Here is a 22,819-nt window from a genome sequence, read left to right on the forward strand (position 1 = left end):
TGTCAGACTCGCAGGAAAGTGGGCGCAAGGTCTGACTTGTCAGACCGCTGAACCCCCCGCCTGCCATATAAAAATTGTTATAACACGATTTTTAATTAGATTTTAAGAGTTCATATTCAATATCTCCAATCTGATATTCTGACTTCGTTTTGTCCTTTGCTACGTTTTTTAAAACTAACGTATCCCCCTTTAAAGACCATTGATATTTAAGTGATGGTTCTTGTTTGTTATTTTTATCATCTATCGTAAAAATATTCTCTTTAAATATCCCCACTTTTAACCAAATATTTAACTCTTTACCTTCCCATTCCTTAATTCCTTTGATTGCATTTCTTTTGATATCTACCATATCAGATGTCGCTGTCTGATTCCTGATGATATTATAGTTTCCAGTTATGATATTTCTTATAAACAAATTGTTATTGCGCAAAGGGAAACCATTTGGTTGAACCAGGTCAAGTGCATCTTTTAATTGTTTATAAGCATAATTTCCTGAGTCGTCAGAAAGAATCATTTGAGTTTTACTAGAGTCAAATTTAATTTTAAATTGCTGACAATTAACACTATGATCATCTGTTAACTCATATGGGATTTTTTGTTTTTTTAAAAATCCAGCGGTTGTTATTTGATTTTCATTCGGTTCAAATTCAATAATAAGTCTTTCTGTAATGTCTTTGTCCAATTCGTTTATTCTCTGGGGCGATAGATCAGCATCAGCATAAGCGGTAAGAACCCATGGGAGATTAATTTCTGTACTTGACAGGATTGCGGTGTTTCCAACACTTTCATAATTGTATTTTGTCTTATTTTGAAAACCAGCAAAAATGATTGACAGCGAAATGAACAGAGTCATTAAAATAGTTGTTTTCATTTGATTAATTTTAAGTTGTTCTAATTTCCGAACTAATATTTACTTGTCTGTAAGTTTTCAATCTTGCCCAATGATCATGCCAACCCTCTTATTTAAATTGTGTTATAACGGCCTGCCGCATGAAGCGTATGGAGATCTAACCATACTAACTCCCCAAATTGAGCAGAGCCAAAGCGTTGGTTTTAGTTTTAAGTTTTCATTTTTAAAGTCAAATCAGCGATTTGGCGTTGTGCGCCGAAGTCACAAACTTTGCAAATCGAGCTGACCTCCATATGCTTTATTGCGGTTTGTTAGCCTTTGTGATTTTTTACCACCATTTGCCTTTCTCCAAGTTATCAATCACGATTTGTTTAATAACAGAATCAAATTCTACTGAATCTACTTTTTGAATAATTTCTTTTAATGGAATCAGGTCATGAATTGGACTTTGAAGTTCATAATTGATATAACCAGTGTCAAGGTTGTTAATGTTGTCTTTATATGCTTTTAAAAATAAGTCAGGCCTTTTTTCAAGAACAACGAATAACATTTCATTACTAAATTCTCCAAATTCTACGTTATTACTACAACATCTGTCAATAGTTGCTAATAAAGATGCAATTAATGGTTCTGTTAGGTTGTCCCTGTTTTCTGAAATCGATAAAACTATTCCAAGGTCACATTTAGTCGAATCGCAAGGAGTTTCTTTAATTATTGTTTCTGATTCCTTATTCTTTTCAATTGATGCAGTCTTGCTTGGATTATCATTTGTTTGCTCAACTGATTCAGAACCAATATTATTGTCATTGTTGTCCGAGTTTCGTTTTGGCAAGCAACCAACCAGAAAAATAATGGCTAAAATGTAAATTAACTTATTCATATGTGTGGTTCGTTTTTTTCATAAAGGCTAACACTTGTATACCCACAGTCTTGTGGATATATTCGCTTTAGCTGGATGTGTTTTTACTGGTGAAAACGCTGATTGTGTGCAGTGGGTGTCCGTTGGTTAGTACTGTCATTGGTTTTTTCCTTTTTCGATTTCGCCGATTAAGTTATAAAAATTTACAAAATGTATGTACGAATAAGCATCTTTTTATTTTCGTCCTAAATGACTGATAATCTTTATCGAGCATTTTCTATTTAACACCTCAGGGGGGTACTTCCGAAGTACCCCTCCCCACCTCAAACATGACTCGAGTTACCTCTGAGGTGACTGCAGTCGGTTCTGACCTGACTCGACTTACCTTAGAGGTGACTGCAGTCGGTTCCGACCTGACTCGACTTACCTTCGAGGTAACTGCAGTTGGTTCCGAACGGACTCGAGTCATCAAAAAGGTGAGTGCAGTCGGCAAAAGGGTCGGCGAAGTCAGCGCTGAGCAAACTGCAGTAGGCAAAAACAGAACTCGGGTTGGTTCCGGACAAACTGCAGTCGGCTTGCACCAAACTGCAGTTGGGGATCAACTACAAGCTTCCAACTGGGCCCATGTTCCTTCCGAAAAAAAAAGACAGGAACTCGGTACTGCTCCTGCCTTTGTCACACATCAATCTAAATCTCCCGATTTTAGTCAATCAATCGGTTTTCCGGTTTCCATTGCTGGCAAACCGTTTCCTCAAATCTTCATAAATGGCTTTTGAGCCGGGAATACTAAGTTTGGCCGCCTGTTTCACCGAGTTGTAATAAGTAAGTGCTGCGGTGTAACTTTCCGATCCGGCTTGCGTGGTGGTATCATCCAGGTTCAACACCAACTGCTGCACCGGGCGCAAAACAGCCATGAGTTTCTCCCAGCTATCCATGTCGTTTTTAAAACCATCCACATCCATAAAAGGAGGTGCAAACTGGGGATCGCTGTTGGAATAATCCAGGCATTTCTCAACAAACGGAGCGGTGCCATCGCTCATTTTGGGTAGCGACTGCCGCTCCTCGGCATTTAAGGCAATCAGGTAAGGTTTCAGTAAAGCAACGGCTTCGTTAATGTGGTTTGCCGCTTCTTCGGCCACGGTGTCGGGCAACTGGTAATTAATCTTATTTTCCATTTGCTTAGGTATTAAAAGTTTAGTGACTAAAAGTTAAATGTTCTTTTTCATCTCTCCTAAGAATTTACCATAAACTTCATGAACTGACCATTTTAGCCCAAAAATGAGCCCTCCCGACTCATGAACGAACATTTTCACCCAACAACCAACAGCAAAAAACACTGGTTTTCAGTGTCATTTTTACTGAATCATCCATCAAAAACAGCAAATTAGTTATGAGACTTGAGTGAGAAGAATGCACGAGGGCATGAAGACACGAAGGCACGAAACTGTCAACATCCAACTTCTCCATTTCGCCGAGAGAACAAGATTTCACACCTTACGCTAGTGGTTGGATTTCCTTCTCTTCTCGAAGGGAAGGTGTCCCGGGAACCGGGACGGATGGGTTAAGAAAAAGTGAGCAGATGAGCCAGGCAGCAGGGAGAAGGGAGAGGGCAAGAACACACGAAGTCACGAACGTACGAAGTCACGAAGGCCGAAGCCAACAAAATCTAACTCCCCAACTTCACCGCCAGGTGAAAAGGACGGCCTACGAGGGTTTTAAACCAGAAAACAAGGAAAGGAATCGGCGTGGGACTAGCTAAGAAAACCCTGTTTGACGACCAACGGGAGAAAAGAGCGCATCGGCAAACGTTAGCCCCACAACCTGACAGCGTCGGAAGGTCCTGTCAGCGTTTAATCAAAACCGACAACTTCTGACCAGTAACAGATCCTGAAACAAGTTCAGGAGGACACTCAAAACGGATAACCGAAGGTACGAACGTGTGACCGAAAAATCACTTCCTTTCGCGTTGGGCGAAAGTTTATTGTCCGGCTCAGGCCCATTTCCCCGCCTGACAAGGAGGGGTGTTCCCGACTTGTCGGGGACGGGGTGGTCAAAACCAGCACAAAGACGATAAACTTGAAAATTCTGAATTAATAACAAAACCACCTCGTCACCGGTAAACCGGTGCCACTCCTCCTTGCTAAAAAGGAGGAGAAAAGAGTGCATCGGCAAACGGTAGCCCACAACCTGGCAGCGTCCGAAGGTCCTGGCAGCGTTTAATTTGAACCCGACAACTTCTGACCAGTAACAGATCCTGAAACAAGTTCAGGAAGACGCTCAATCCGACGAACTTATGAACACACGAAGTCATGAACGTACGAAGGCATGAACTGCTTGTCAACTGAAAACCGATAACTGACAACCGACACCGCTCAACTATCATCCGGCACCACTCAAAGCTCGCCCGTTTTCCCCTTCGCACTGTCCCTTCTTTTTGCTATCTTTGCGCCTCAAATCGAATGAGGTAGACGTTTTATGCCCCGGCAAACAGCGTCAACTCACCGATAAACAACAGTGACGGGTCTTCGACCTAAAAATGCTTTTAATCTTTTCAACACGATGGAATACAAATTCTGGGACATTGAGCCAAAATGGCAAGCCTACTGGGAGGAAAACAAAACCTTCAAAACCGAAAATGATTTTTCGAAGCCAAAATATTACATTCTCGACATGTTTCCTTACCCCTCAGGATCAGGACTTCATGTAGGGCATCCGGAAGGATACACAGCCACCGACATCCTCAGCCGCTACAAACGGATGAAGGGATTCAATGTGCTCCACCCCATGGGATGGGATGCCTTTGGACTGCCCGCCGAACAGTATGCCATTCAGACCGGCACACACCCGGCCATTACAACCAATAAAAACTGCGACAACTTCCGTCGGCAAATTAAAACCCTGGGCTTAAGCTACGACTGGGACCGGGAAATTAACACCACCGACCCGAAGTATTTCAAATGGACGCAGTGGATTTTTACCAAGCTGTACAGCACCTGGTTTGATCAGGAGCAAGGCAAAGGCCGTCCGATCAGCGAGCTTCCCATTCCTGAAGAAGTGAAAGCCGAAGGCGATGCTGCCGTCAAAGAATACATCAGCAAAAAACGCCTGGCGTATTACGACAACGCCCAGGTATGGTGGTGCGAAAACTGTAAAACAGTTTGTGCCAACGAGGAAGTACTGACCGATGGCTCGCATGAGAAATGCGGACACCAGGTGACTCGCAAAAACCTGAAGCAATGGTTGCTCCGTATTCCACACTATGCCCAGCGCCTGCTGGAAGGACTGGACGAGCTGGACTGGCCCGAAGGCGTAAAAGACATGCAGAAAAACTGGATCGGAAAATCGACCGGTGCTGAAGTGGACTTTGCCATTGAAGGGCTGGAAGACAAACTGCGGGTATACACCACCCGCCCCGACACCTTGTTTGGTGCCACCTACATGGTGGTGTCGCCCGAGCACCCAATGCTGGACGCACTGGTGGTAGACGAGAAAAAAGAAGAAGTTCAAAAATATACGCAAGCCGCTTCGCTAAAGTCTGACTTAGACCGTACCGAACTGGCCAAAGAAAAAACCGGAGTGTTTACCGGCCGTTATGCCATCAACCCGGTCAATGGATCAAAAATCCAAATCTGGGTAGCCGACTATGTGTTGATGGGCTACGGAACAGGAGCCATTATGGCTGTTCCGGCACACGACACCCGCGACTTTGAGTTTGCCGAGAAATTCAATATTCCAATCATTTGCATCCTCGATCCGAAAGATGCAGAACCCGAGGTACGCGAGCAAGTTGTGGCCGGCAAAGCCTGCTGGACAGAAGATGGCGCTTACATCAATTCGGCCAGCGAACTGACTGGCATCGACATTAACGGGCTGAACAAGCAAGATGGAATCGCCAAGGTTACGGCCTGGCTGGAAGAAAAAGGAATTGGTGAGGCAACCACCAACTTCAAGCTGCGCGACTGGCTGTTTAGCCGCCAGCGCTATTGGGGTGAACCATTCCCGGTTATTCACTGGGAAGATGGCGAAGTAACCATCGTGGAAGATGACCTGCCGGTAACCTTGCCCGAGATGGAAAAATTTGAACCGGGCGAAGGCGGCGAATCCCCGCTGGGCAATGCCACCGAATGGTTGAACGTGGTGGATGAAAACGGCCGCAAAGGACGTCGCGAGACCAATACCATGCCGCAATGGGCCGGTTCGTGCTGGTACTTCCTGCGCTACATCGACCCCAACAACGATGAGCAGATTTTTGATCCGAAACTGGAAAACTACTGGATGCCGGTTGACTTGTACATTGGTGGTGCCGAGCATGCGGTGCTGCACTTGTTGTACTCCCGTTTCTGGCACAAAGTGTTGTTCGACCTGGGCATTGTATCGACCGATGAACCCTTTAAAAGATTATATAACCAGGGAATGATCCTGGCTTTTGCTTACGAGACTCAGACCGGAGCCAAAGTCACTTCGGACCTGGTTGAAGAGAAAGACGGCAAATACTTCCACACCCAAACGGGCGAAGAGCTGCGTCAGATTGTGGCCAAAATGTCGAAGTCGTTGAAAAACGTAATCAACCCCGATGATGTGGTGGCTAAATACGGAGCCGACTCCTTACGTTTGTACGAAATGTTTATGGGGCCGCTGGACGACACCAAACCTTGGGCTGAAAATGGGGTAAAAGGCGTTTTTGGCTTCCTGAGCCGTGCCCACCGTTTCTTTGCCAACCCCGATAATATTGTGGAAGGCGAAGAAGATAAGGACGTGCTGAAACTGTTGCAGCAAACCATTATTAAGGTAGGCGACGACATTGAGCACCTGAAATTCAACACCGGCATCTCGGCACTGATGGTTTTCAACAACCTGGCCATCAAAAAAGGCAAGGTAACCAAAGCCACCGCTGAAACTTTTGCACGCATCCTGGCTCCTTATGCGCCTCACCTGGCCGAAGAGCTGTGGAGCCTGTATGGCAACAAGCAAAGCCTGACTTACGAGCCATGGCCCGAAGCTGATCAAAGCCTGCTGGTGGAAGACACACACGAATACCCGGTTTCCTTTAACGGAAAGATGCGCTTCAAACTGGAGTTGCCTCTGGATATTTCGCGCGAGGAAGTTGAGAAAACAATTAGCACCCACGAGCTGTCACAACGATGGCTGGACGGTAAAACACCCAAAAAAGTGATTTACGTTCCGAAGAAAATCATTAACGTGGTTGTCTAAATAGTAAGATATCGAATCAAAAAAGGATGAATTCCATGGTGAGTTCATCCTTTTTTTGTGGTTAATTTTGAAGTCCTAGAGGAATGGCTCTTCGCCTGATTGGCATTCCTTTCATCCCCAAAATCGCGCTTTTTAGCCCTGCCACCGCCGCTACCGGCAGGCGTTTATCCCCAATACCCAAGGTTTATCCCTTTGCTTGCAGAACCAAGAGCATCGAACAAAGGCTTCCGTTATTTTCGGTTCATGAAAACGACTCAAACGCAAGCCATCCTATTACTTCTTTTGCTGAGTTGCATGAGCGCATTTGCTCAGCAAAGCCAGCAAGAACAACTCATTATTGATTCCATACGCATCAGTAAGAACTGGCGCACCAAAGATTACATTATCCTGCAGGAGCTGAACCTGAAAACGGGCACACCAACCACCCAAAGTGCCATCGACACGGCCATGATTAAACTCTGGAACATCGGAAACTTTTCCTCCATCAGTTATCAGATTGACACCTTGCCGGATGGACGAAACCTGCTCAACATTACCGCCAAGGATGCTTTAACAGTTGTACCCTACCTGTCGTTCAATGGCAATAAAAACAACTTCCAGTTTTCGGCTGGCGTCAATGACAACAACTTTTTGGGCCGGAATATTGGGCTGGAACTGCGCGGAACAACCGGAAGCAACAGCAAACTCATTACGATCAGGACCGCTATTCCACGGCAACTTCTTTACCGGAACATGGCGCTCACCGGAAGCTTCACCTATGGCAATGGCATGAACTACCAGTACGCCGAAGGACAAAAAGTACAAGGAGTCGGTTATCTGAAAAAGGAAGTTTCATTGGCCATTTCCAATCCATGGCACCAGGATTTCAACTACAAATTCTCGCCCGACCTCAGCCTTCAGCTCACCCGACATCGGACCGACAGCAGCCTTATCAGCCCTTCCCTTCCCCAGCCGGACGCCTATAAAGTCTCATACCTGCAGCTTGGTGTTAGCGAATCAATGGGCTACATCAAACGCAAGCGACACCAACAAGATGGTTACCACCTGGGCCTTGGCCTGACTTGGGGGATGGGCTTCACAACCAACAGCCCGAATTACCATTCCCTATCTGCCGCGGCATCCTGGCACCATTTATTCAACTCCCTGGTTCAACTTTCTGCTTCGTTTGCAACGGCCTACACCTCCACCAACATTCCCTCCCTGCTTTTCTACCGAAATGATGTTAAAGGCACCTATGCCGGTGAAGTCTCCGGAAAAGCCTATTACGCAGCAGCCCTCGGAACCGAACTGACCTATTTCAACCGGCAGTGGCTATCCCTGGTTCAGTCCTTCTATTTTAACATGGGCAATGGAGCTTCAAGCTATTTCAGCCTGTATACTACCCAACCACAGCATTCGGCCTACACCAACCTGAAGTTTACAATTCCCGCCATTCCCTGGCTGTCCATCAGCTTCGATTTGGTATGGTCGCAACGCAAAGACAACTGGTTTATTCTGAACTTGTAGACAGGCCCTACACTTTCCCCGAATGTAAGCTTTACGTTAATCCTGTAAACGCTGACTTTTATCCATCTTTTCCTCAATTAAAAACCATTCTTTTGCAGCCCGATCCCACGGTTAAAAGGGAACGCAAAAACACCCCATTAAGCAATCAAAATAGGAAGAGGAAATGACAAAAGAATACAAAGAAAAATTGAAAACAACCTTCATGGATTACCTGGTAATCACCTTTGGTATGGCGCTTTACGTCCTGTGCTGGACTGTATTTCTGATTCCGGCCGAAATAACCGGAGGCGGAGTCAGTGGGTTGTCGGCAGTTATTTTTTATGGAACCTCCATTCCAATTGCCGTGTCATATTTTGTTATCAATGCGGTGCTCATTCTTATTGCAATCAAAGCACTGGGAACAAGCTTCGGCATTAAAACCATCTTTAGCATGGCCGTGGCGACCTTCCTGTTTTGGTTAACTCCCGGCATCGTCACCACTCCGCTGATTGACGACACCTTCCTTTCAGCCGTGCTCGGAGGTATGCTGGGCGGTGCAGGTATTGGCATTGTTTTTACCCGCGGTGGGAGCACCGGAGGAACCGACATCATTGCGATGATCATCAACAAGAATCGGAACATCAGCCCGGGACGAATCATCTTGTATTGCGATGTTATTATTATTGCCTCCAGTTATTTTGTGTTTCAGTCGCCCGGAAAACTGGTTTACGGTTTTGTTAACATGTGGGTAGTTTCTTATGCAATTGATGCTTTTTTAAATGGATCGAATGCTTCTGCGCAAATTTTTATATTTTCGAAAAAATTTGAAGAAATTGCCAATTACGTCAATAATAATGTAGGTCGAGGCGTTACGGTAATGGACGCAACGGGTTGGTACACCCAGAAAAATGTAAAAATAGTAATGACCGTTGTCCGGAAACGGGAATCCAGCCTGATTTTCAGAAAGCTAAAGGAAATAGACCCTGAGGCGTTTATTTCGATGGGAAGTGTCATGGGCGTTTACGGACAAGGGTTTGACAAGATGAAACATTAATATGAAGAAATATATTGCAGAAGTTGTTTTTTTATTAGCCGCTACAAGTTTATTCGTTCTATTTTCAGTCAATCCTCCGGCTCCCAAGCCGGAGCCCATTCCCGAACCAGAACCAATCCCCATTCCGGAGCCGGTTTTGCTATTCGGGCTCCCTGCCGATTCATTCCATATTGAAACCCGCAACATCCAGCGCAACCAGAACCTGTCCGATATTCTGGTAAAAAAGAATATTTCGTACCAAATGATTGACCAGCTCGCACGAAAATCAAAAGCTATTTTTGATGTGCGAAAAATCAAGCATAAAAACCCCTACCACTTTTTTCTGAAGAAAGACAGCCTGCAAACCCCGGCTTACTTTATTTACGAAATTGACAACACCGACTATGTGGTTTACCAGCTGGGGGATTCCATCAACATTTACCGGGGGCAGAAACCAATCCACCGCCAGTTACGAACCGCCTCGGGCACCATTAAATCGTCGCTTTGGAATGCCATGACGGAAAATAACATCAACCCGGTGCTGGCCAATGAACTGTCGGACATTTACCAGTGGACCATCGACTTCTACGGCATCCAGCGTGGCGACCAGTTCCGGGTCATTTATGAAGAAATGTATGTGGATTCCACCCCCATTGGCATTGGTGAAATTTTTGCCTGCCAGTTTCAGCACATGAAGCAGGATTTTTATGCTTTTCAGTTTGAACAAGACAGCAGCCTAAGCTATTTCGATCAGGAAGGCAATAGTCTTAAAAAGGCTTTTCTGAAGTCGCCTCTGGAGTTTTCACGCATCAGCAGCCGCTTTTCAAACAGCCGCTATCATCCGGTATTAAAAATCAGACGCCCGCACCATGGTGTGGATTATGCGGCCCCAACCGGCACACCGGTCCGCTCGATTGGCGATGGCGTGGTAACCCGCAAAGCCTACCAGCGTCGCGGCGGAGGCAACTATGTTTACATTAAGCACAACTCGGTTTACACCACCTGTTACATGCACCTGCATGGGTATGCCAAAGGCATTGCACCAGGAGTTCGCGTCAAGCAAGGACAAATAATTGGTTATGTGGGAGCAACCGGTCTGGCTACAGGGCCGCACCTCGACTTCCGGGTTTTCCGAAACGGCTCCCCCATGGACCCTCTCAAGGTAGAAGCACCCCCGGTAGAACCGGTACACGAAGCCAACAAGGCTGCTTTTGAGGCCGTGAAAGATTCGTTAAGCAGGCAATTGGAATTAATCCCGCTGTCGAGCTAAACAAACGGGCAGGTTTTCTGCCCTTGGAGTAAAACTACCGCCAACTGCCACATGCGAACATTCTTCCGTGTGGCAGTTGTTGTATATAAAACTAATCCTCGTCGGCAAAAAGCACCTCTTCAATAACACGTGGGTAATGTTCATGCTCCAGTTCACTCACCTTTTGGGCAACATCATCAGCCGTGTCACCGGGCGCCAAATCACAGGTGGTCTGAAAAATAATAGCGCCTTCATCGTAACGATCGTTCACATAATGAATAGAAATCCCCGACACCTTATCCTTATTCTTGACCACCGCTTCATGAACAAATTTCCCATACATGCCTTTTCCGCCATATTTGGGTAACAAAGCCGGGTGTATATTAATAACCGGAAACTCTTCCGTAAGGTATTTTGGCACCAGCCAAAGAAATCCGGCAAGCACAATGAGGTCAATTTTACGTTCACTCAGCTCTTCCAACACATCAATGCTCTGATAAAACTCGTCACGAGAAAAAGTAAAAGTTTCAACTCCAAGTCGTTCCGCACGAATTAAGGCATAGGAATTCTCATTATTCGACCACAAAGAATCGACCAAAACGTGTCGGCTATTCTCAAAATACTCGATAATTTTCTGAGCATTAGTACCTGATCCTGAGGCGAAAATGGCAATCTTCTTCATCTTTTTTTCTATTCTGATTTATTTTTGAATACTGGACCCGAATGTTCAAATATAATTTAGATAATCAACAACTTACAGCTCAAAACAGCTATTTATTTCGATTTTTCTTTGATATATTTTGGGTAAATTTATTACTTTGCACCGGATTTTTTAAAAACAAAATTGAATATTAACTTAAAATTAGAACTATGTCTGACATTGCAGGTAAAGTTAAAGCAATTATTGTCGACAAATTAGGCGTTGACGAAAGTGAAGTGACTAACGAAGCTTCATTTACAAATGACTTAGGTGCAGATTCGCTTGATACTGTTGAGTTGATCATGGAATTCGAAAAAGAATTCGACTTAGCTATTCCAGACGATCAAGCAGAGAAGATTTCGACAGTAGGAGAAGCTGTTTCGCACATCGAGGCAAACGTAAAGTAATAAATTTGAATTAAACATTTATGGAATTTAAACGGGTAGTTATTACCGGACTTGGAACCGTGAACCCGCTTGGTAATTCTGTTGAGGAGTTTTGGGAAGGGCTAAAAAACGGAGTAAGCGGAGCTGGTCGAATTACCAAATTCGACGTTGATCTGCAAAAAACTCAGTTTGCATGCGAAGTCAAAGACTTTGACCCTACAGTTTATGTAGAGAAAAAGGAAGTGCGCAAGCACGATCTTTACACTTTGTATGCCTATGCTGCGGCACAACAAGCAATGGAAGATTCAGGTCTTGACCTGGAAACCATCGATAAAGATCGTGCCGGAGTCATTTGGGGAGCAGGAATCGGAGGACTTCAAACATTCTTTGAAGAATCCCGGGCCTACAATATTGAACGCCCCAAGTTTAACCCGTACTTTATTCCGAAAATGATTGCCAATATTGCCGGGGGTATGCTCTCCATCCGTTACGGATTCAGAGGACCAAACTTCACGACAGTTTCTGCTTGTGCCTCGGCCTCTCATGCCATAATTGAAGCCTTCAATTACATCCGCATGGGCAAAGCCAACCTGTTCATTACAGGGGGATCAGAAGCAGCAATTAACGAAGCCGGACTAAGTGGTTTCAATTCCATGCGTGCACTTTCGACCAGAAATGACGATCCCAAAACAGCATCCCGCCCATTCGACAAAGACCGTGATGGTTTTGTGATGGGTGAAGGTTCAGGCGCCCTTATTCTTGAGGAGTATGAACACGCTGTAAAACGTGGAGCTAAAATTTATGGCGAAGTTGCCGGTGGAGGAATGTCTGCTGACGCTTACCACATGACTGCCCCTGATCCTGACGGCAAAGGCGCTACTCTAGTCATGAAATGGGCTATGGAAGATGCCGGCATAAAACCGGAAGACGTTGACTATATCAATGTTCACGGGACCTCTACTCCGCTAGGAGATATTGCAGAGCCAAAAGCAATTCAAAAATGTTTTGGCGAGCATGCTTATAATTTAAGCATCAGTTCCACCAAATCGATGACCGGACACTTGCTGGGAGCAGCGGGTGCTATTGAAGGCATTGCCTCCATTCTGGCCATCAAAGATGGAATTATCCCTCCAACAATCAATCATTTTACTGATGATCCTGAGATTGACAGTAAATTGGATTTCACCTTTGGAAAAGCCAAAGAGCGTAATGTAAATTATGCCCTAAGCAATACCTTTGGTTTTGGAGGACACAATGCGACTGTTATTTTTAAGAAATACTGAATAAGTGATTAGAAATATCGCACAAAAAATAAAACTCTTTTCTTCACCGAGAAAAGAGTTTTATTTATTTTTAAGAGCACTATTTAACAGTACTCCAAACAACCTCAAGCTTTACGAAACGGCGCTTACCCATCGGTCAGCTTCTAAAACGGATTCGCAAGGAAATTGGGTTAATAATGAACGTCTGGAATACTTGGGCGACGCCATCTTAGGAGCAGTAATCGCGGAATTTTTGTATAACCGTTTCCCCAACATGGATGAGGGGTTTTTAACCCAAATGCGCTCCAAATTGGTCAACCGCAGCTTCCTGACCGAATTAACCTTTCAAATCGGGCTGAACTACTACATCCAGTCCAACACCAACAACACCAAAGAAAACAGCCACATCTACGGCGATGCGCTGGAAGCCATTATTGGTGCCTTGTACCTCGACAAAGGCTACCAGGTAACCCGGCAATTCATCATCCGTAAACTGCTTCTGCAGCAAGTTAATCTGGAAAAGGTTCAACACACCAACACCAATTACAAAAGCCAGTTAATTGAGTGGAGCCAGAAAAACAAAAAAGATGTAAACTTTGAAACAGTAGAAAAGACAAGCGCAACGAACCGTCAACCACTTTTCCAGTCAACCATTTCCATCGAAAATCAGGTTGTGGGAAAAGGACAAGGCAGTTCCAAGAAAGAATCGCAGCAAAACGCATCGAAAGAAGCCCTTGCCAAGCTGGACACCCTAAATACCTAAGGGAGATTTATCCTTCCAAAACAAGACGAACAAAATAAGCGTTCCTTTCGATAGGGCACAAAAAAAAGCGGAGCTGCTCGACTCCGCTTCAAAAACTAAAACCTAAATTCCATTTCTAAAAAAAATGCTGTTTGTCTCTTGTTCTGTAAAGTATTCTTCTACATTTGCTTGTTACAAATATAGAGACTAGAAGCGTTTAAGGGTGCAAACGAATGTTAAAGCCTGTTAAGACTTTAGTCGCCAAAACCGCTTGGGAATCCCTTTGTTGCTAGCAATGTTAAATATTGTTAAGCAGCGAATTGCCCTATATTTTAAAGTTTATCTTTGTACCTATGAGTAGAAGAGTTATCATTTTTTTAATTGTGATCATGGCCACTGTAATGACGAGCCTGATCCTGGTTCAAACCAATTCAATTAAAAAGGCTTTTCAGATAAAGGAGGAACAATTTGATCAGACGGTAAACCGTTCGATCCGCCAGGTTGTGCGTAGTTTGGAATTAGAAGAAGCCGCTCAGCTTATTGCCCAAACCAACCGACAAAACTACAGTGGTTCAATCTTCCCGCGCGGCAATCAAACAAACAATATATTTCCGGGAGGAACGGCCGACCCTGCCCAAGCCCGACAAGGTCAGGTGAATATTTCATTCCGCTACTCAAAACAAAAAGGAAACAGCAACTACAAGGAAGAGCTTTCGATTACCTATAACGACACCAATTCCATTTTCAACAACGAGCGTGGAATGCCCGGTGATTTTCCTTCGGCCTTTGACGAAATTCATGATTACGACATTTATTTTGCGCAAGAGTATGAACGGCGAATGAACGAAAAAGCCAACATGTACCGCTTGCTCCAAAACGAAGTTATGTTCTCACAGCTCCCGATTAAGGAGCGTATCAATCAGAAATTACTGGAGCATGAAATTCAACGTGAATTTGAAAATTCGAACATCGACCTGGAATACAAATATGCCGTTTACACCTTCCCTCCAGGTAAAGAACAGCGGCGGGTAATGGGAAACGCGGAATTTGATTTACAAAATAAAGTCACTTACCGCACCAATCTTTTTGCCAACGACCGTGATCCCAAAGCCAATTACCTGTTTATCCACTTTCCTAAACGACAAAGCTACCTGCTTAAAGAAGCCGGCTTGATGGTTATTCCAACGGCCATTTTAACGGCCATGCTGATCGGTATTTTTGTGTACACCATTCTGATCATTTTGAAACAGAAAAAACTATCGAGCATAAAAAATGACTTTATCAACAACATGACTCACGAGTTGAAAACACCCATTTCAACCATTTCCCTGGCTAGCCAAATGCTTCACGACAATAGCGTTAGCAACACGCCACGAACCATTGAGCATGTTTCCAATGTGATTTTGCAGGAAAGTAAGCGTTTAAGTTTTCAGGTTGAGAAAGTCCTTCAAATGGCGGTTTTCAACGAAGGCCGGTTAAAACTTAAATTCAAAGAAGTTCATTTAAATGAATTGATTAACAATGTAATCCTTAACTTTGAATTACGGGTTAAAAGCAAAAACGGCACACTTACCTCAACTATCATGGCTGACAACGACCTGATTAAAGGAGACGAAGTGCACATTACCAACGTCATTTTTAACCTGTTGGACAATGCCATGAAGTACAGCAAGGACACCCCGGCAATTGACGTAAAAACAGAGAACAAAAAAGATTTTGTGGTCGTTTCAATTAAAGACAATGGCATAGGAATTGCCAAAGAGCATCAAGATCAGATTTTCGAACGTTTTTACCGGGTTCCGACAGGAAACGTGCACGATGTAAAAGGCTTTGGACTGGGACTTAGTTACGTGAAGAAAATCATAGACTCTCATCAGGGAAAAATTAAAGTTGAGAGTGCCTTAAATAAAGGAACAAAATTTATGATCTATTTTCCACTAAATATGAAAGTAAATGGAAACAAAAGCAAAACTTTTATTGGCCGAAGACGATGAGAACCTGGGCCTCTTATTAAAAGAATATTTGATAGCCAAAGGATACGACACTGACCTTTTCGGCGATGGCGAAGTCGCTTACGAGGGCTTCAAGAAAAATCAATACAGCCTGTGCATCCTCGACATTATGATGCCTAAAAAAGATGGGATGACTCTGGCTAAGGACATCCGGATGATTAATTCCGACGTGCCTATTATTTTTCTGACGGCTAAAAACCTGAAAGAGGATGTATTGGAAGGCTTCAAAATGGGAGCTGACGACTACATCACCAAGCCATTCAGCATGGAAGAGTTAATCTTTCGGATTGAAGCAATCCTGCGCCGCACCAGCGACAGCAAAGGGGCCGAGCAATCGACTTACCAACTGGGGAAATACACTTTCGACCACCGCAAGCAAACCCTGGTAACCGATGGCGAAACCGTGAAACTGACGACGAAAGAATCAGAACTCTTACGTCTGCTGTGCAACAATGCCAACGATGTATTGGAACGCAACTTTGCGCTGAAAACCATCTGGATTGATGACAACTATTTCAATGCCCGAAGCATGGATGTGTACATCACCAAATTACGCAAACATTTAAAAGATGAGCCCACCGTTGAAATCATCAATGTGCACGGGAAAGGCTATAAACTGATTATGTAAGTGAAAGACGCACACAATACCAAAAATCCCGCCCAATAACCAGGGTGGGATTTTTTATGCCTTATTGTCGGCACATTTCCTGAAAATTAATACAGACTTTTAAAATCGCATCGCACAGAAAAACGCCTTCCAAACAGTTATTCGAACAAGCCTTCATCCAAATCAAGCTTGGAGAGTTGAAGCAAAAACTGGCTATACGCTTCAACCAGGTATTCGAAAAACTCCCGCCCTTTCTCTGCACTTGCTAAATAAGGCGAACCAATGCCGGTATCCTTACTAACCTGGCTCCATTTTCGCTCAGCCCAAACCCAACCTTCATTAATCGCCTGCAGCCTGAATGACTTGCTTTCTCCGTTCCCAGCCTCACTCAAAGGCAAAACCAAGTCCGGGCGCAAATACATCATCAAGCTGGTTTCCGACTCATCAGCATGATCGCCCGGAGCCTCAAAAAAACGATCTCTGTCGGAAAGTTTGAACCACGAACTGGTACAAATCAACATCTCTGGGAAACGGGCATTCACCTCCCTGATAATTTGCTTAAAATCATTTCCTCCATGTCCATTCATGATTAAAAGCTTACGAATTCTCTGCCGGCTCAAACTTTCCGCCACATCACCTAAAATCTTCGTTTGGGTTGACGGATAAAAGTTAATGGTCAGTTTGAGGTCTTGCTGTCCGGTATTCACGCCAAAAGGAATAGCGGGTAATACGATCGCCTTTGCACCTTGTTCATTGGCCTTTTGCACGGCAGCCCCTGAAATGGCCTCTACCTGGTAATTGTCGGTAGCATAGGGCAAATGGTAGTTGTGAGCTTCAGTGGCTCCCCACGGAAGGATGACCAACTCAATATCCTGGTCTTTGATCGTCTTCCAATTATTTTCTGCTAAATAGGCTGATGTCATGATCGTTCAATTTTAAGATGCTTGAAATTAAACACTAAATTCTGTTTCTCAAATTCTTATTCTAAATAAGCCAGTCCGCTAAACCCTTTTCAACAGCAGCTGTTTAATGGTTCTAAATTGACTGTTCATGAAACAACTCGCATATATTTTAGCCCTTTCAGGCCTGCTAGGCTGCCAATCCACTCCTGAAAAGAAAAAAGAGCAACATGCCGCAAACAGCGACTCCACCCTCAGTTGCTGTTCCAACTTACCCGATCGGTTTGCCGTTGCAGGCCAACCTGCAATTAGCGAAACCACTGCAGCAAAGGCAAAGTTGGAAGGAATGGTCTATATCCCGAGAGGGAGTTTCACCATGGGAGGCGATTCCATTTGGGGCCGTCCCGATGAATTTCCTCACCACGAAGTGACAATCTCCCCCTTTTACATGGATGAACACGAAGTAACCAACAAGCAATTTCAGGCGTTTGTTGTTGCTACCGGCTATGTAACCACGGCCGAACTAAAACCCGACTGGGAAGAGCTGAAAAAACAAGTTCCTCCGGGAAGCCCTAAGCCGCCAGAGGAAATGCTGGTTGCCGCATCGCTGGTTTTCAAACCCACCGATGGTCCTGTTTCGTTGAACAACCCGACAATTTGGTGGAGCTGGGTAGCAGGAGCTGACTGGCGTCATCCGGAAGGGCCCGGCAGCTCGCTTGAAGGCAGGGAAAACTACCCGGTGGTGCACGTATCATGGGAAGATGCAGCGGCCTATGCCCAATGGGCAGGCAAACGACTCCCCACCGAGGCTGAGTGGGAATACGCTGCCCGCGGAGGACATCAGGCCATCATCTACCCCTGGGGCAACGAACGAATTCATGAGGGGCAGGTGAAAGCCAATTCCTGGGATGGAAAGTTCCCTTACGAAAATCTGGCCAGGGACGGTTTTGAGCGAGCTGCCCCAGTGAAACAATTCGCCCCGAATGGATATGGTTTGTACGATATGGCAGGCAATGTCTGGGAATGGTGCGCCGACTGGTATCGAAGCGATTATTACCAAACCTGCTTAACGGAAGGGATCACCCACAATCCACCAGGACCCGACCAGCCCTTTGATCCGGATGAGCCTTATGCTCAAAAGAAAGTTACCCGAGGTGGCTCTTTTTTGTGCAACGACCAATACTGCTCCGGATTTCGGGTGGCAGCACGTATGAAAACAAGCTGGGACACCAGCCTCAACCATACGGGGTTTCGCTGTGTCGTTTCTGCCAAATAAGGTCCAAAGCTTGAAGCGGGACACCCGCAAACTTTTGCATTTCACCCTCAAGATTCTCTTTTGTTTTTGTAGTTTTAGGACTTTTATTGCGAATGATGAAGTTGAAAAATCTAAATCTGATTCATGATGATATCATTAGCTTAGAACAGCAATACCATTCGTAGTTTTTCTTCGATTCCGGCGCAAATGAATGGAAGGGCATTCCTTTTCATCGATTCATTTCAACCATCGAAGAACAAAAGCATTAACGGATTAAAACAGACAAAATGAATTTAGAATCTCCCCTTGATATCGATTTGCTGGATGAGAAATTTAGCCTAGAAGGCGAACTAGGGTTTATAGAAATGGAAGGTGAACTGCCATTCATCAGCGTGTCCAACAAATATGCGCAGGCAGACATTTGCCTTTATGGCGCCCATGTGATGAGTTTTACTCCGCACAACACCTTTGAGTTACTATGGATGAGTCCGTCTAGTTTTTCGGAAGAAGGCAAGGCTATTCGGGGTGGAATTCCGGTTTGTTTTCCGTGGTTTGGGCCGCACAATTCAGACCCGCAACTGCCTCAGCACGGCTTTGGACGCCTGATGTATTGGGAGGTTATTGAAACCCGGGCAGAGGCCAATGGCGAAACCTTAATTCGCTTTCAGTTAAACGCCTCGGAAGCCACCAAAGCCTATTGGCCGCACGATTTTTCGGCCGAACTGGTCATTACCGTTGGCGCCGAGCTAAAACTGATCCTGAACGTCACCAACACCTCAACCGAAGCCTTTGAGTACAGCTGCGCCCTGCATTCGTATTTTAACCTGTCAGGCATTGAGAATATTCACATCGAAGGCTTGCAGGGAACGACCTATTACAACCAGCTCACCAAGGCAAATGCCATTCAGGAAGAGGCGAACCTGACCATTTCCAAACCGGTCACACGCCACTACCTGGACACCCAAACTCCCGTGATAATTGCAGACCCTGTTTTTCGCCGAAGGATTCAGGTTCAAAAAGCAGGAAGCCAGGTAACCACCGTTTGGAATCCGGGACAAGAAGCTTGCCTTAATATGCAAGACATGCCGGATGATGGCTACGAAACCTTTGTTTGCGTGGAAGCCACCAACGCCTTTCAACACAGCATCACCCTGGCTCCGGGCGAATCGCACCAAACAGCTACCATCATTGGACTGGAAGTATAAAGCCTGAATTTTTCGCTGCCGTAATTGTTAACAGAATTTAGCTTCAACATGAATATATTTGCCGAAAAAGATATTGCTCAAGAATATGACGCCTACTATGGAACTGCTTTAGGCAAGCAGATTGACCTTCAGGAAAAACAACTGATTGAAGATTTAATCCAGCCCATTGCCCCCGGAAACCTTTTGGAAATTGGCTGCGGCACCGGACACTGGACCGCTTTTTTCAGCCAACATGGTTTTAACATTGTAGCCACCGATGTGTCTGAGGCGATGCTTGAGCAAGCCAGAAAAAAAGACCTGCCCAACACACAAATTCAAACGGCTAGTGTTTTGCAACTCCCCTTCCCCGATAATCATTTTGACCAGGTTGCTGTCGTTACGGCCCTGGAGTTTTGCGGAGATATCCCACGGGCTTTTGCCGAAATCAGGCGAGTTCTCAAACCCGGCGGATGGCTCATTGCTGGCTGCCTGAATGCCGACTCGGTCCTTGGCAAAAACAAAGCGCAGGACCCGGTTTTTAAACACGGTCATTTTATGAATGAAACCGAACTGTTTGAACGCTTGTCTTCCTTTGGAAAACCAGTTATCAAAACCGGCGTTCATCTTTCACCTGAATTTAAACTCGTCAGCGAAACCACCCATCAAGAAGCCATCCCAGGTGTTTTCATGGCAGCCACCGTTCAAAAAGCAAGCTGATGTACATTACTGTCGAAATAAGTTATTACCCGCTTACCGAAAAGTACGATCAACCGGTTTTTCAACTCCTGGAGATACTCAACAGTCAGCCAGAAATAGTGGTTGAACCGGGCACCATGAGCACCTTGATTCGCGGAGAATATGATGAGGTTATGTCGATTCTCAACACCGGCATGAAAGAATTAATGCGTAGTTATCCTTCAGTCTTTAATTTGAAAATTGCCAATGCGTGCGAGCTAAAAAGTTAACCAGTGTTTTTTACAAATTTCCAATGCTGTCCGCAGTCAAAGCAGGTGTAACTTCTTTTCATAAACGGAAATAATAAGCCGGAAATAAAATAAACAATAATCATCAACACGCCTGGCTTTCGGTTAAGGCTTATGTTTTCCGACTGACAAAACGGACAATGTTCCTGATCCACATGATCTGACATTGACAAACGAACAACTTTAGACGATCCGGACACCGAGGGTGCATAAGCACCCTTTTTCAATACTTCCAGCCCTTCAGCATAGTCCGACTCCCTGACCTGAAGTTTTATTCCTCCAATAGCATTCGAATAAAAGTTGTGGACCTGAACGGTCATTTCATCAACCAGCACGCAGTCAATTCCTTCTGATTTCAGAAAACTTTCCGCAAGGTGTGCTTCATGTGGATAAGTAAAAGCCATCAGGGTTTTCCAAGCATCGTCAAAAGGCTGTTCCATTGGCATATCGTTTATTGTGAATTTGACAAACAATTCATTTCTTCGAAAGCAGACGAAAATGCATGGTCTTCCCAAGCTTGTTTCGCTTCTTCAATCCGTTTGGGGTCAGAATGAACAAAATTCCAATGCATCGCACGCTCCTCCGCTAAAGGCTCACCTCCAAACAGATAGACAACCGATTGCTCTTCCATTTCAAAGGAACACAAATGACTGCCCTGCGGCACTAAAAACTGATTGGGCATGTAAGTATGCCCTTCATGTTGAATATGCCCTTTCCGCAGATACAAGGCTTTTTCGCCCAACAGTTCGGCCCCAAAAGTTAACGAAACACGATGCGTACTTTTCAGCTCCATAAAAAATAGACCGCTGTGAACCGGCACCGGTGATTTCTGCCCAAGAGCTTCGCCAGCAATCAATTTAATCTGAACCCCTTGCTGTTCCCATGCCGGAAGCTCGCTGGCTTCAACATGAACAAATGAAGGTTCAAGCTCTTCCTGCTGCTTAGGCAATGCCACCCAAACCTGCAGGCCATGCAATGGCGTACGCATTTGTCGCAGATAATTAGGTGTCCGCTCCGAATGAACCATGCCCTTGCCGGCAGTCATCCAACCAACAGCTCCGGGCTGAAGTTCCACTTCCGTCCCCAGACTATCCTGATGGAGAATAGTCCCTTCAAACAAATACGTCATTGCCGAAAGTCCGATGTGCGGGTGTGGCGCAATATCCAGGGTTTCTCCGGCCTCCAAAACGGTGGGGCCCACAGGATCGACAAAAACAAAAGGTCCTACGCTTGTTTTTTGCTGAAAAGGCAACCATCGTCCCACCAGGAAATCGCCAATTGCAGTTGCTTGTTCTTTTTCTATTAATTCAATCGTTGACATTATTATTTGAAGTAGAGGGTATTTGGTTTTTACTAATTGAATGATTAGCGATAAACAATCAAGGCATCGTGCCCAATGGAAGCCTCCATTCGGGCTTGTTCCCCACCGATGGAAGTACTCGCTTTTACTTCGTTATTTTCCACCTTATAGCTTTTAAAGTATGTACCGGGTTCATCCTGTTCATTCGTATTATCTTGAAATTCAAGGTAGACATCCGAAGCCGATAAAATCCGAAGAAAACTTCGGGACTCCAGAATTGCTCCAGGTTCCCGGAGACGTATTTGTATGCCTTTGTCAAAGCTCAACGTCATTGTTTTGGAAAAATTGTCATAACCAACAGCATTAATTTTTACAGGGTATTCGTAGGGGGCACCAAACCAATCACCAAAGATTCGAATTGTTCCTCCTTTAAATACGTTCAGTCCCTGGTCCCATAAATCGACCAATTCCTGCGGGCTTCTTTGTTTCGTTTGGCTATCGGCAGTTGGCTCCAAATTATCCAAATCAGGAGAAGCATTGACAACAGTTAGGAAATCAATTATTCCGTTCCGTTGAACTTTCACGTAAATGGAATATCCAGCCCAACAGGCAGCACTTACAAGCAACAAACTAAGCACAATCCCCAGCATATTAGGCCATTCATTGTACAGAAAGAAGCTAATCACTGCAGCTATTACCAGAGGGAAAAGGGCCACGATAAACCCACTCAGCCTGTTGATTGTCTTTTTCATACCTGTTCTTTTTAGTCTGGTTTTGATTTTATTCTCCAACTACGATTTGG

The 22,819-nt window shown here is 44.8% G+C and carries 21 protein-coding genes; 13 read left to right on the forward strand and 8 right to left on the reverse strand.

The genetic code is table 11. The features are described from left to right. Nucleotides 1-91: 91 nt before the first annotated feature. From Q1A18_RS13895 to Q1A18_RS13905, 3 genes are all read right to left on the reverse strand, one after another. Nucleotides 92-871, reverse strand: a complete 780-nt coding sequence (locus Q1A18_RS13895; RefSeq protein WP_299581495.1) for a hypothetical protein — start codon at nucleotides 869-871, stop codon at nucleotides 92-94. Between the two features lie 307 nt (nucleotides 872-1,178). Continuing rightward, the gene (locus tag Q1A18_RS13900; protein WP_299581498.1) at nucleotides 1,179-1,730 is read right to left on the reverse strand and encodes a hypothetical protein; all 552 of its coding nucleotides are present in this window, start codon (nucleotides 1,728-1,730) and stop codon (nucleotides 1,179-1,181) included. Nucleotides 1,731-2,419: 689 nt separating this feature from the next. After that, nucleotides 2,420-2,884: a hypothetical protein gene (locus tag Q1A18_RS13905; protein ID WP_299581500.1), complete on the reverse strand. Its 465-nt coding sequence runs from the start codon at nucleotides 2,882-2,884 to the stop codon at nucleotides 2,420-2,422. A gap of 1,384 nt (nucleotides 2,885-4,268) precedes the next feature. Between Q1A18_RS13905 and leuS the strand changes: the two genes are divergently transcribed. From leuS to Q1A18_RS13925, 4 genes are all read left to right on the forward strand, one after another. Next, the gene (leuS, locus tag Q1A18_RS13910; protein WP_299581503.1) at nucleotides 4,269-6,920 is read left to right on the forward strand and encodes a leucine--tRNA ligase; all 2,652 of its coding nucleotides are present in this window, start codon (nucleotides 4,269-4,271) and stop codon (nucleotides 6,918-6,920) included. 243 nt (nucleotides 6,921-7,163) lie between these two features. Next, nucleotides 7,164-8,426, forward strand: a complete 1,263-nt coding sequence (locus tag Q1A18_RS13915; RefSeq protein ID WP_299581506.1) for a POTRA domain-containing protein — start codon at nucleotides 7,164-7,166, stop codon at nucleotides 8,424-8,426. 163 nt (nucleotides 8,427-8,589) lie between these two features. Then, nucleotides 8,590-9,459 (forward strand): YitT family protein, encoded by an 870-nt coding sequence (locus Q1A18_RS13920; protein ID WP_299581521.1) that lies wholly within the window; start codon nucleotides 8,590-8,592, stop codon nucleotides 9,457-9,459. Between the two features lies 1 nt (nucleotide 9,460). Beyond that, complete coding sequence (locus Q1A18_RS13925) at nucleotides 9,461-10,708, forward strand: M23 family metallopeptidase (protein ID WP_299581526.1); 1,248 nt, start codon at nucleotides 9,461-9,463, stop codon at nucleotides 10,706-10,708. Between the two features lie 91 nt (nucleotides 10,709-10,799). Here Q1A18_RS13925 and Q1A18_RS13930 read toward each other — a convergent pair whose 3' ends face one another. Continuing rightward, nucleotides 10,800-11,369, reverse strand: coding sequence for a phosphoribosylglycinamide formyltransferase (locus Q1A18_RS13930; protein ID WP_299581529.1), 570 nt, complete (start codon nucleotides 11,367-11,369; stop codon nucleotides 10,800-10,802). A gap of 188 nt (nucleotides 11,370-11,557) precedes the next feature. On the opposite strand from Q1A18_RS13930, the gene Q1A18_RS13935 reads away from it, so the two are divergent. From Q1A18_RS13935 to Q1A18_RS13955, 5 genes are all read left to right on the forward strand, one after another. Continuing rightward, on the forward strand, nucleotides 11,558-11,794 hold the full coding sequence (locus tag Q1A18_RS13935) for an acyl carrier protein (protein ID WP_159521093.1): 237 nt from the start codon (nucleotides 11,558-11,560) through the stop codon (nucleotides 11,792-11,794). 20 nt (nucleotides 11,795-11,814) lie between these two features. Further along, the gene (gene fabF, locus Q1A18_RS13940; protein ID WP_299581575.1) at nucleotides 11,815-13,056 is read left to right on the forward strand and encodes a beta-ketoacyl-ACP synthase II; all 1,242 of its coding nucleotides are present in this window, start codon (nucleotides 11,815-11,817) and stop codon (nucleotides 13,054-13,056) included. A gap of 4 nt (nucleotides 13,057-13,060) precedes the next feature. Continuing rightward, entirely contained in the window at nucleotides 13,061-13,798 is a 738-nt protein-coding gene (rnc, locus tag Q1A18_RS13945) for a ribonuclease III (RefSeq protein ID WP_299581606.1), read from the forward strand. Nucleotides 13,799-14,130: 332 nt separating this feature from the next. After that, nucleotides 14,131-15,771, forward strand: a complete 1,641-nt coding sequence (locus Q1A18_RS13950) for a HAMP domain-containing sensor histidine kinase (RefSeq protein ID WP_299581609.1) — start codon at nucleotides 14,131-14,133, stop codon at nucleotides 15,769-15,771. Beyond that, the gene (locus Q1A18_RS13955; RefSeq protein ID WP_299581612.1) at nucleotides 15,731-16,417 is read left to right on the forward strand and encodes a response regulator transcription factor; all 687 of its coding nucleotides are present in this window, start codon (nucleotides 15,731-15,733) and stop codon (nucleotides 16,415-16,417) included. Before Q1A18_RS13950 ends, Q1A18_RS13955 begins: the two co-directional genes overlap by 41 nt. 137 nt (nucleotides 16,418-16,554) lie before the next feature. Here Q1A18_RS13955 and Q1A18_RS13960 read toward each other — a convergent pair whose 3' ends face one another. After that, nucleotides 16,555-17,319, reverse strand: coding sequence for a creatininase family protein (locus Q1A18_RS13960; RefSeq protein WP_299581615.1), 765 nt, complete (start codon nucleotides 17,317-17,319; stop codon nucleotides 16,555-16,557). A gap of 127 nt (nucleotides 17,320-17,446) precedes the next feature. Here Q1A18_RS13960 and Q1A18_RS13965 point away from each other — a divergent pair, with 127 nt between their 5' ends. The 4 genes from Q1A18_RS13965 to Q1A18_RS13980 all read left to right on the forward strand — a co-directional run bounded on the left by Q1A18_RS13965 (nucleotide 17,447) and on the right by Q1A18_RS13980 (nucleotide 20,699). Further along, on the forward strand, nucleotides 17,447-18,571 hold the full coding sequence (locus tag Q1A18_RS13965; RefSeq protein ID WP_299581618.1) for a formylglycine-generating enzyme family protein: 1,125 nt from the start codon (nucleotides 17,447-17,449) through the stop codon (nucleotides 18,569-18,571). Nucleotides 18,572-18,837: 266 nt separating this feature from the next. Then, complete coding sequence (locus Q1A18_RS13970) at nucleotides 18,838-19,755, forward strand: D-hexose-6-phosphate mutarotase (RefSeq protein WP_299581621.1); 918 nt, start codon at nucleotides 18,838-18,840, stop codon at nucleotides 19,753-19,755. 48 nt (nucleotides 19,756-19,803) lie between these two features. Then, a complete protein-coding gene (locus Q1A18_RS13975; protein ID WP_299581624.1) occupies nucleotides 19,804-20,451 on the forward strand; it encodes a class I SAM-dependent methyltransferase in 648 nt (215 codons plus the stop codon). Continuing rightward, complete coding sequence (locus tag Q1A18_RS13980; protein ID WP_299581627.1) at nucleotides 20,451-20,699, forward strand: hypothetical protein; 249 nt, start codon at nucleotides 20,451-20,453, stop codon at nucleotides 20,697-20,699. Before Q1A18_RS13975 ends, Q1A18_RS13980 begins: the two co-directional genes overlap by 1 nt. On the opposite strand, the gene Q1A18_RS13985 is transcribed toward Q1A18_RS13980, so the two are convergent. Genes Q1A18_RS13985 through Q1A18_RS13995 form a run of 3 tightly spaced genes read right to left on the reverse strand, consistent with a single transcriptional unit; the run spans nucleotide 20,696 to nucleotide 22,769 of the window. Next, nucleotides 20,696-21,157 (reverse strand): DUF2007 domain-containing protein, encoded by a 462-nt coding sequence (locus tag Q1A18_RS13985; protein ID WP_299581631.1) that lies wholly within the window; start codon nucleotides 21,155-21,157, stop codon nucleotides 20,696-20,698. The two genes, Q1A18_RS13980 and Q1A18_RS13985, sit on opposite strands and share 4 nt — an antisense overlap. 11 nt (nucleotides 21,158-21,168) lie before the next feature. Continuing rightward, nucleotides 21,169-22,038 (reverse strand): pirin family protein, encoded by an 870-nt coding sequence (locus Q1A18_RS13990; RefSeq protein ID WP_299581635.1) that lies wholly within the window; start codon nucleotides 22,036-22,038, stop codon nucleotides 21,169-21,171. Nucleotides 22,039-22,082: 44 nt separating this feature from the next. Continuing rightward, nucleotides 22,083-22,769: a hypothetical protein gene (locus tag Q1A18_RS13995; protein ID WP_299581639.1), complete on the reverse strand. Its 687-nt coding sequence runs from the start codon at nucleotides 22,767-22,769 to the stop codon at nucleotides 22,083-22,085. Between the last annotated feature and the right edge of the window lie 50 nt (nucleotides 22,770-22,819).

The organism is uncultured Sunxiuqinia sp., from assembly GCF_947495665.1.
GTDB classification, from domain to species: Bacteria; Bacteroidota; Bacteroidia; order Bacteroidales; family Prolixibacteraceae; genus Sunxiuqinia; species Sunxiuqinia rutila.

Bases quoted from the DNA above. Each gene is read 5' to 3' on its own strand.
- Q1A18_RS13895 (WP_299581495.1), bottom strand. From the start codon at position 871: ATGAAAACAACTATTTTAATGACTCTGTTCATTTCGCTGTCAATCATT.
- Q1A18_RS13900 (WP_299581498.1), bottom strand. From the start codon at position 1,730: ATGAATAAGTTAATTTACATTTTAGCCATTATTTTTCTGGTTGGTTGC.
- Q1A18_RS13905 (WP_299581500.1), bottom strand. From the start codon at position 2,884: ATGGAAAATAAGATTAATTACCAGTTGCCCGACACCGTGGCCGAAGAA.
- leuS (WP_299581503.1), top strand. From the start codon at position 4,269: ATGGAATACAAATTCTGGGACATTGAGCCAAAATGGCAAGCCTACTGG.
- Q1A18_RS13915 (WP_299581506.1), top strand. From the start codon at position 7,164: ATGAAAACGACTCAAACGCAAGCCATCCTATTACTTCTTTTGCTGAGT.
- Q1A18_RS13920 (WP_299581521.1), top strand. From the start codon at position 8,590: ATGACAAAAGAATACAAAGAAAAATTGAAAACAACCTTCATGGATTAC.
- Q1A18_RS13925 (WP_299581526.1), top strand. From the start codon at position 9,461: ATGAAGAAATATATTGCAGAAGTTGTTTTTTTATTAGCCGCTACAAGT.
- Q1A18_RS13930 (WP_299581529.1), bottom strand. From the start codon at position 11,369: ATGAAGAAGATTGCCATTTTCGCCTCAGGATCAGGTACTAATGCTCAG.
- Q1A18_RS13935 (WP_159521093.1), top strand. From the start codon at position 11,558: ATGTCTGACATTGCAGGTAAAGTTAAAGCAATTATTGTCGACAAATTA.
- fabF (WP_299581575.1), top strand. From the start codon at position 11,815: ATGGAATTTAAACGGGTAGTTATTACCGGACTTGGAACCGTGAACCCG.
- Q1A18_RS13950 (WP_299581609.1), top strand. From the start codon at position 14,131: ATGAGTAGAAGAGTTATCATTTTTTTAATTGTGATCATGGCCACTGTA.
- Q1A18_RS13955 (WP_299581612.1), top strand. From the start codon at position 15,731: ATGGAAACAAAAGCAAAACTTTTATTGGCCGAAGACGATGAGAACCTG.
- Q1A18_RS13960 (WP_299581615.1), bottom strand. From the start codon at position 17,319: ATGACATCAGCCTATTTAGCAGAAAATAATTGGAAGACGATCAAAGAC.
- Q1A18_RS13965 (WP_299581618.1), top strand. From the start codon at position 17,447: ATGAAACAACTCGCATATATTTTAGCCCTTTCAGGCCTGCTAGGCTGC.
- Q1A18_RS13970 (WP_299581621.1), top strand. From the start codon at position 18,838: ATGAATTTAGAATCTCCCCTTGATATCGATTTGCTGGATGAGAAATTT.
- Q1A18_RS13975 (WP_299581624.1), top strand. From the start codon at position 19,804: ATGAATATATTTGCCGAAAAAGATATTGCTCAAGAATATGACGCCTAC.
- Q1A18_RS13980 (WP_299581627.1), top strand. From the start codon at position 20,451: ATGTACATTACTGTCGAAATAAGTTATTACCCGCTTACCGAAAAGTAC.
- Q1A18_RS13985 (WP_299581631.1), bottom strand. From the start codon at position 21,157: ATGGAACAGCCTTTTGACGATGCTTGGAAAACCCTGATGGCTTTTACT.
- Q1A18_RS13990 (WP_299581635.1), bottom strand. From the start codon at position 22,038: ATGTCAACGATTGAATTAATAGAAAAAGAACAAGCAACTGCAATTGGC.
- Q1A18_RS13995 (WP_299581639.1), bottom strand. From the start codon at position 22,769: ATGAAAAAGACAATCAACAGGCTGAGTGGGTTTATCGTGGCCCTTTTC.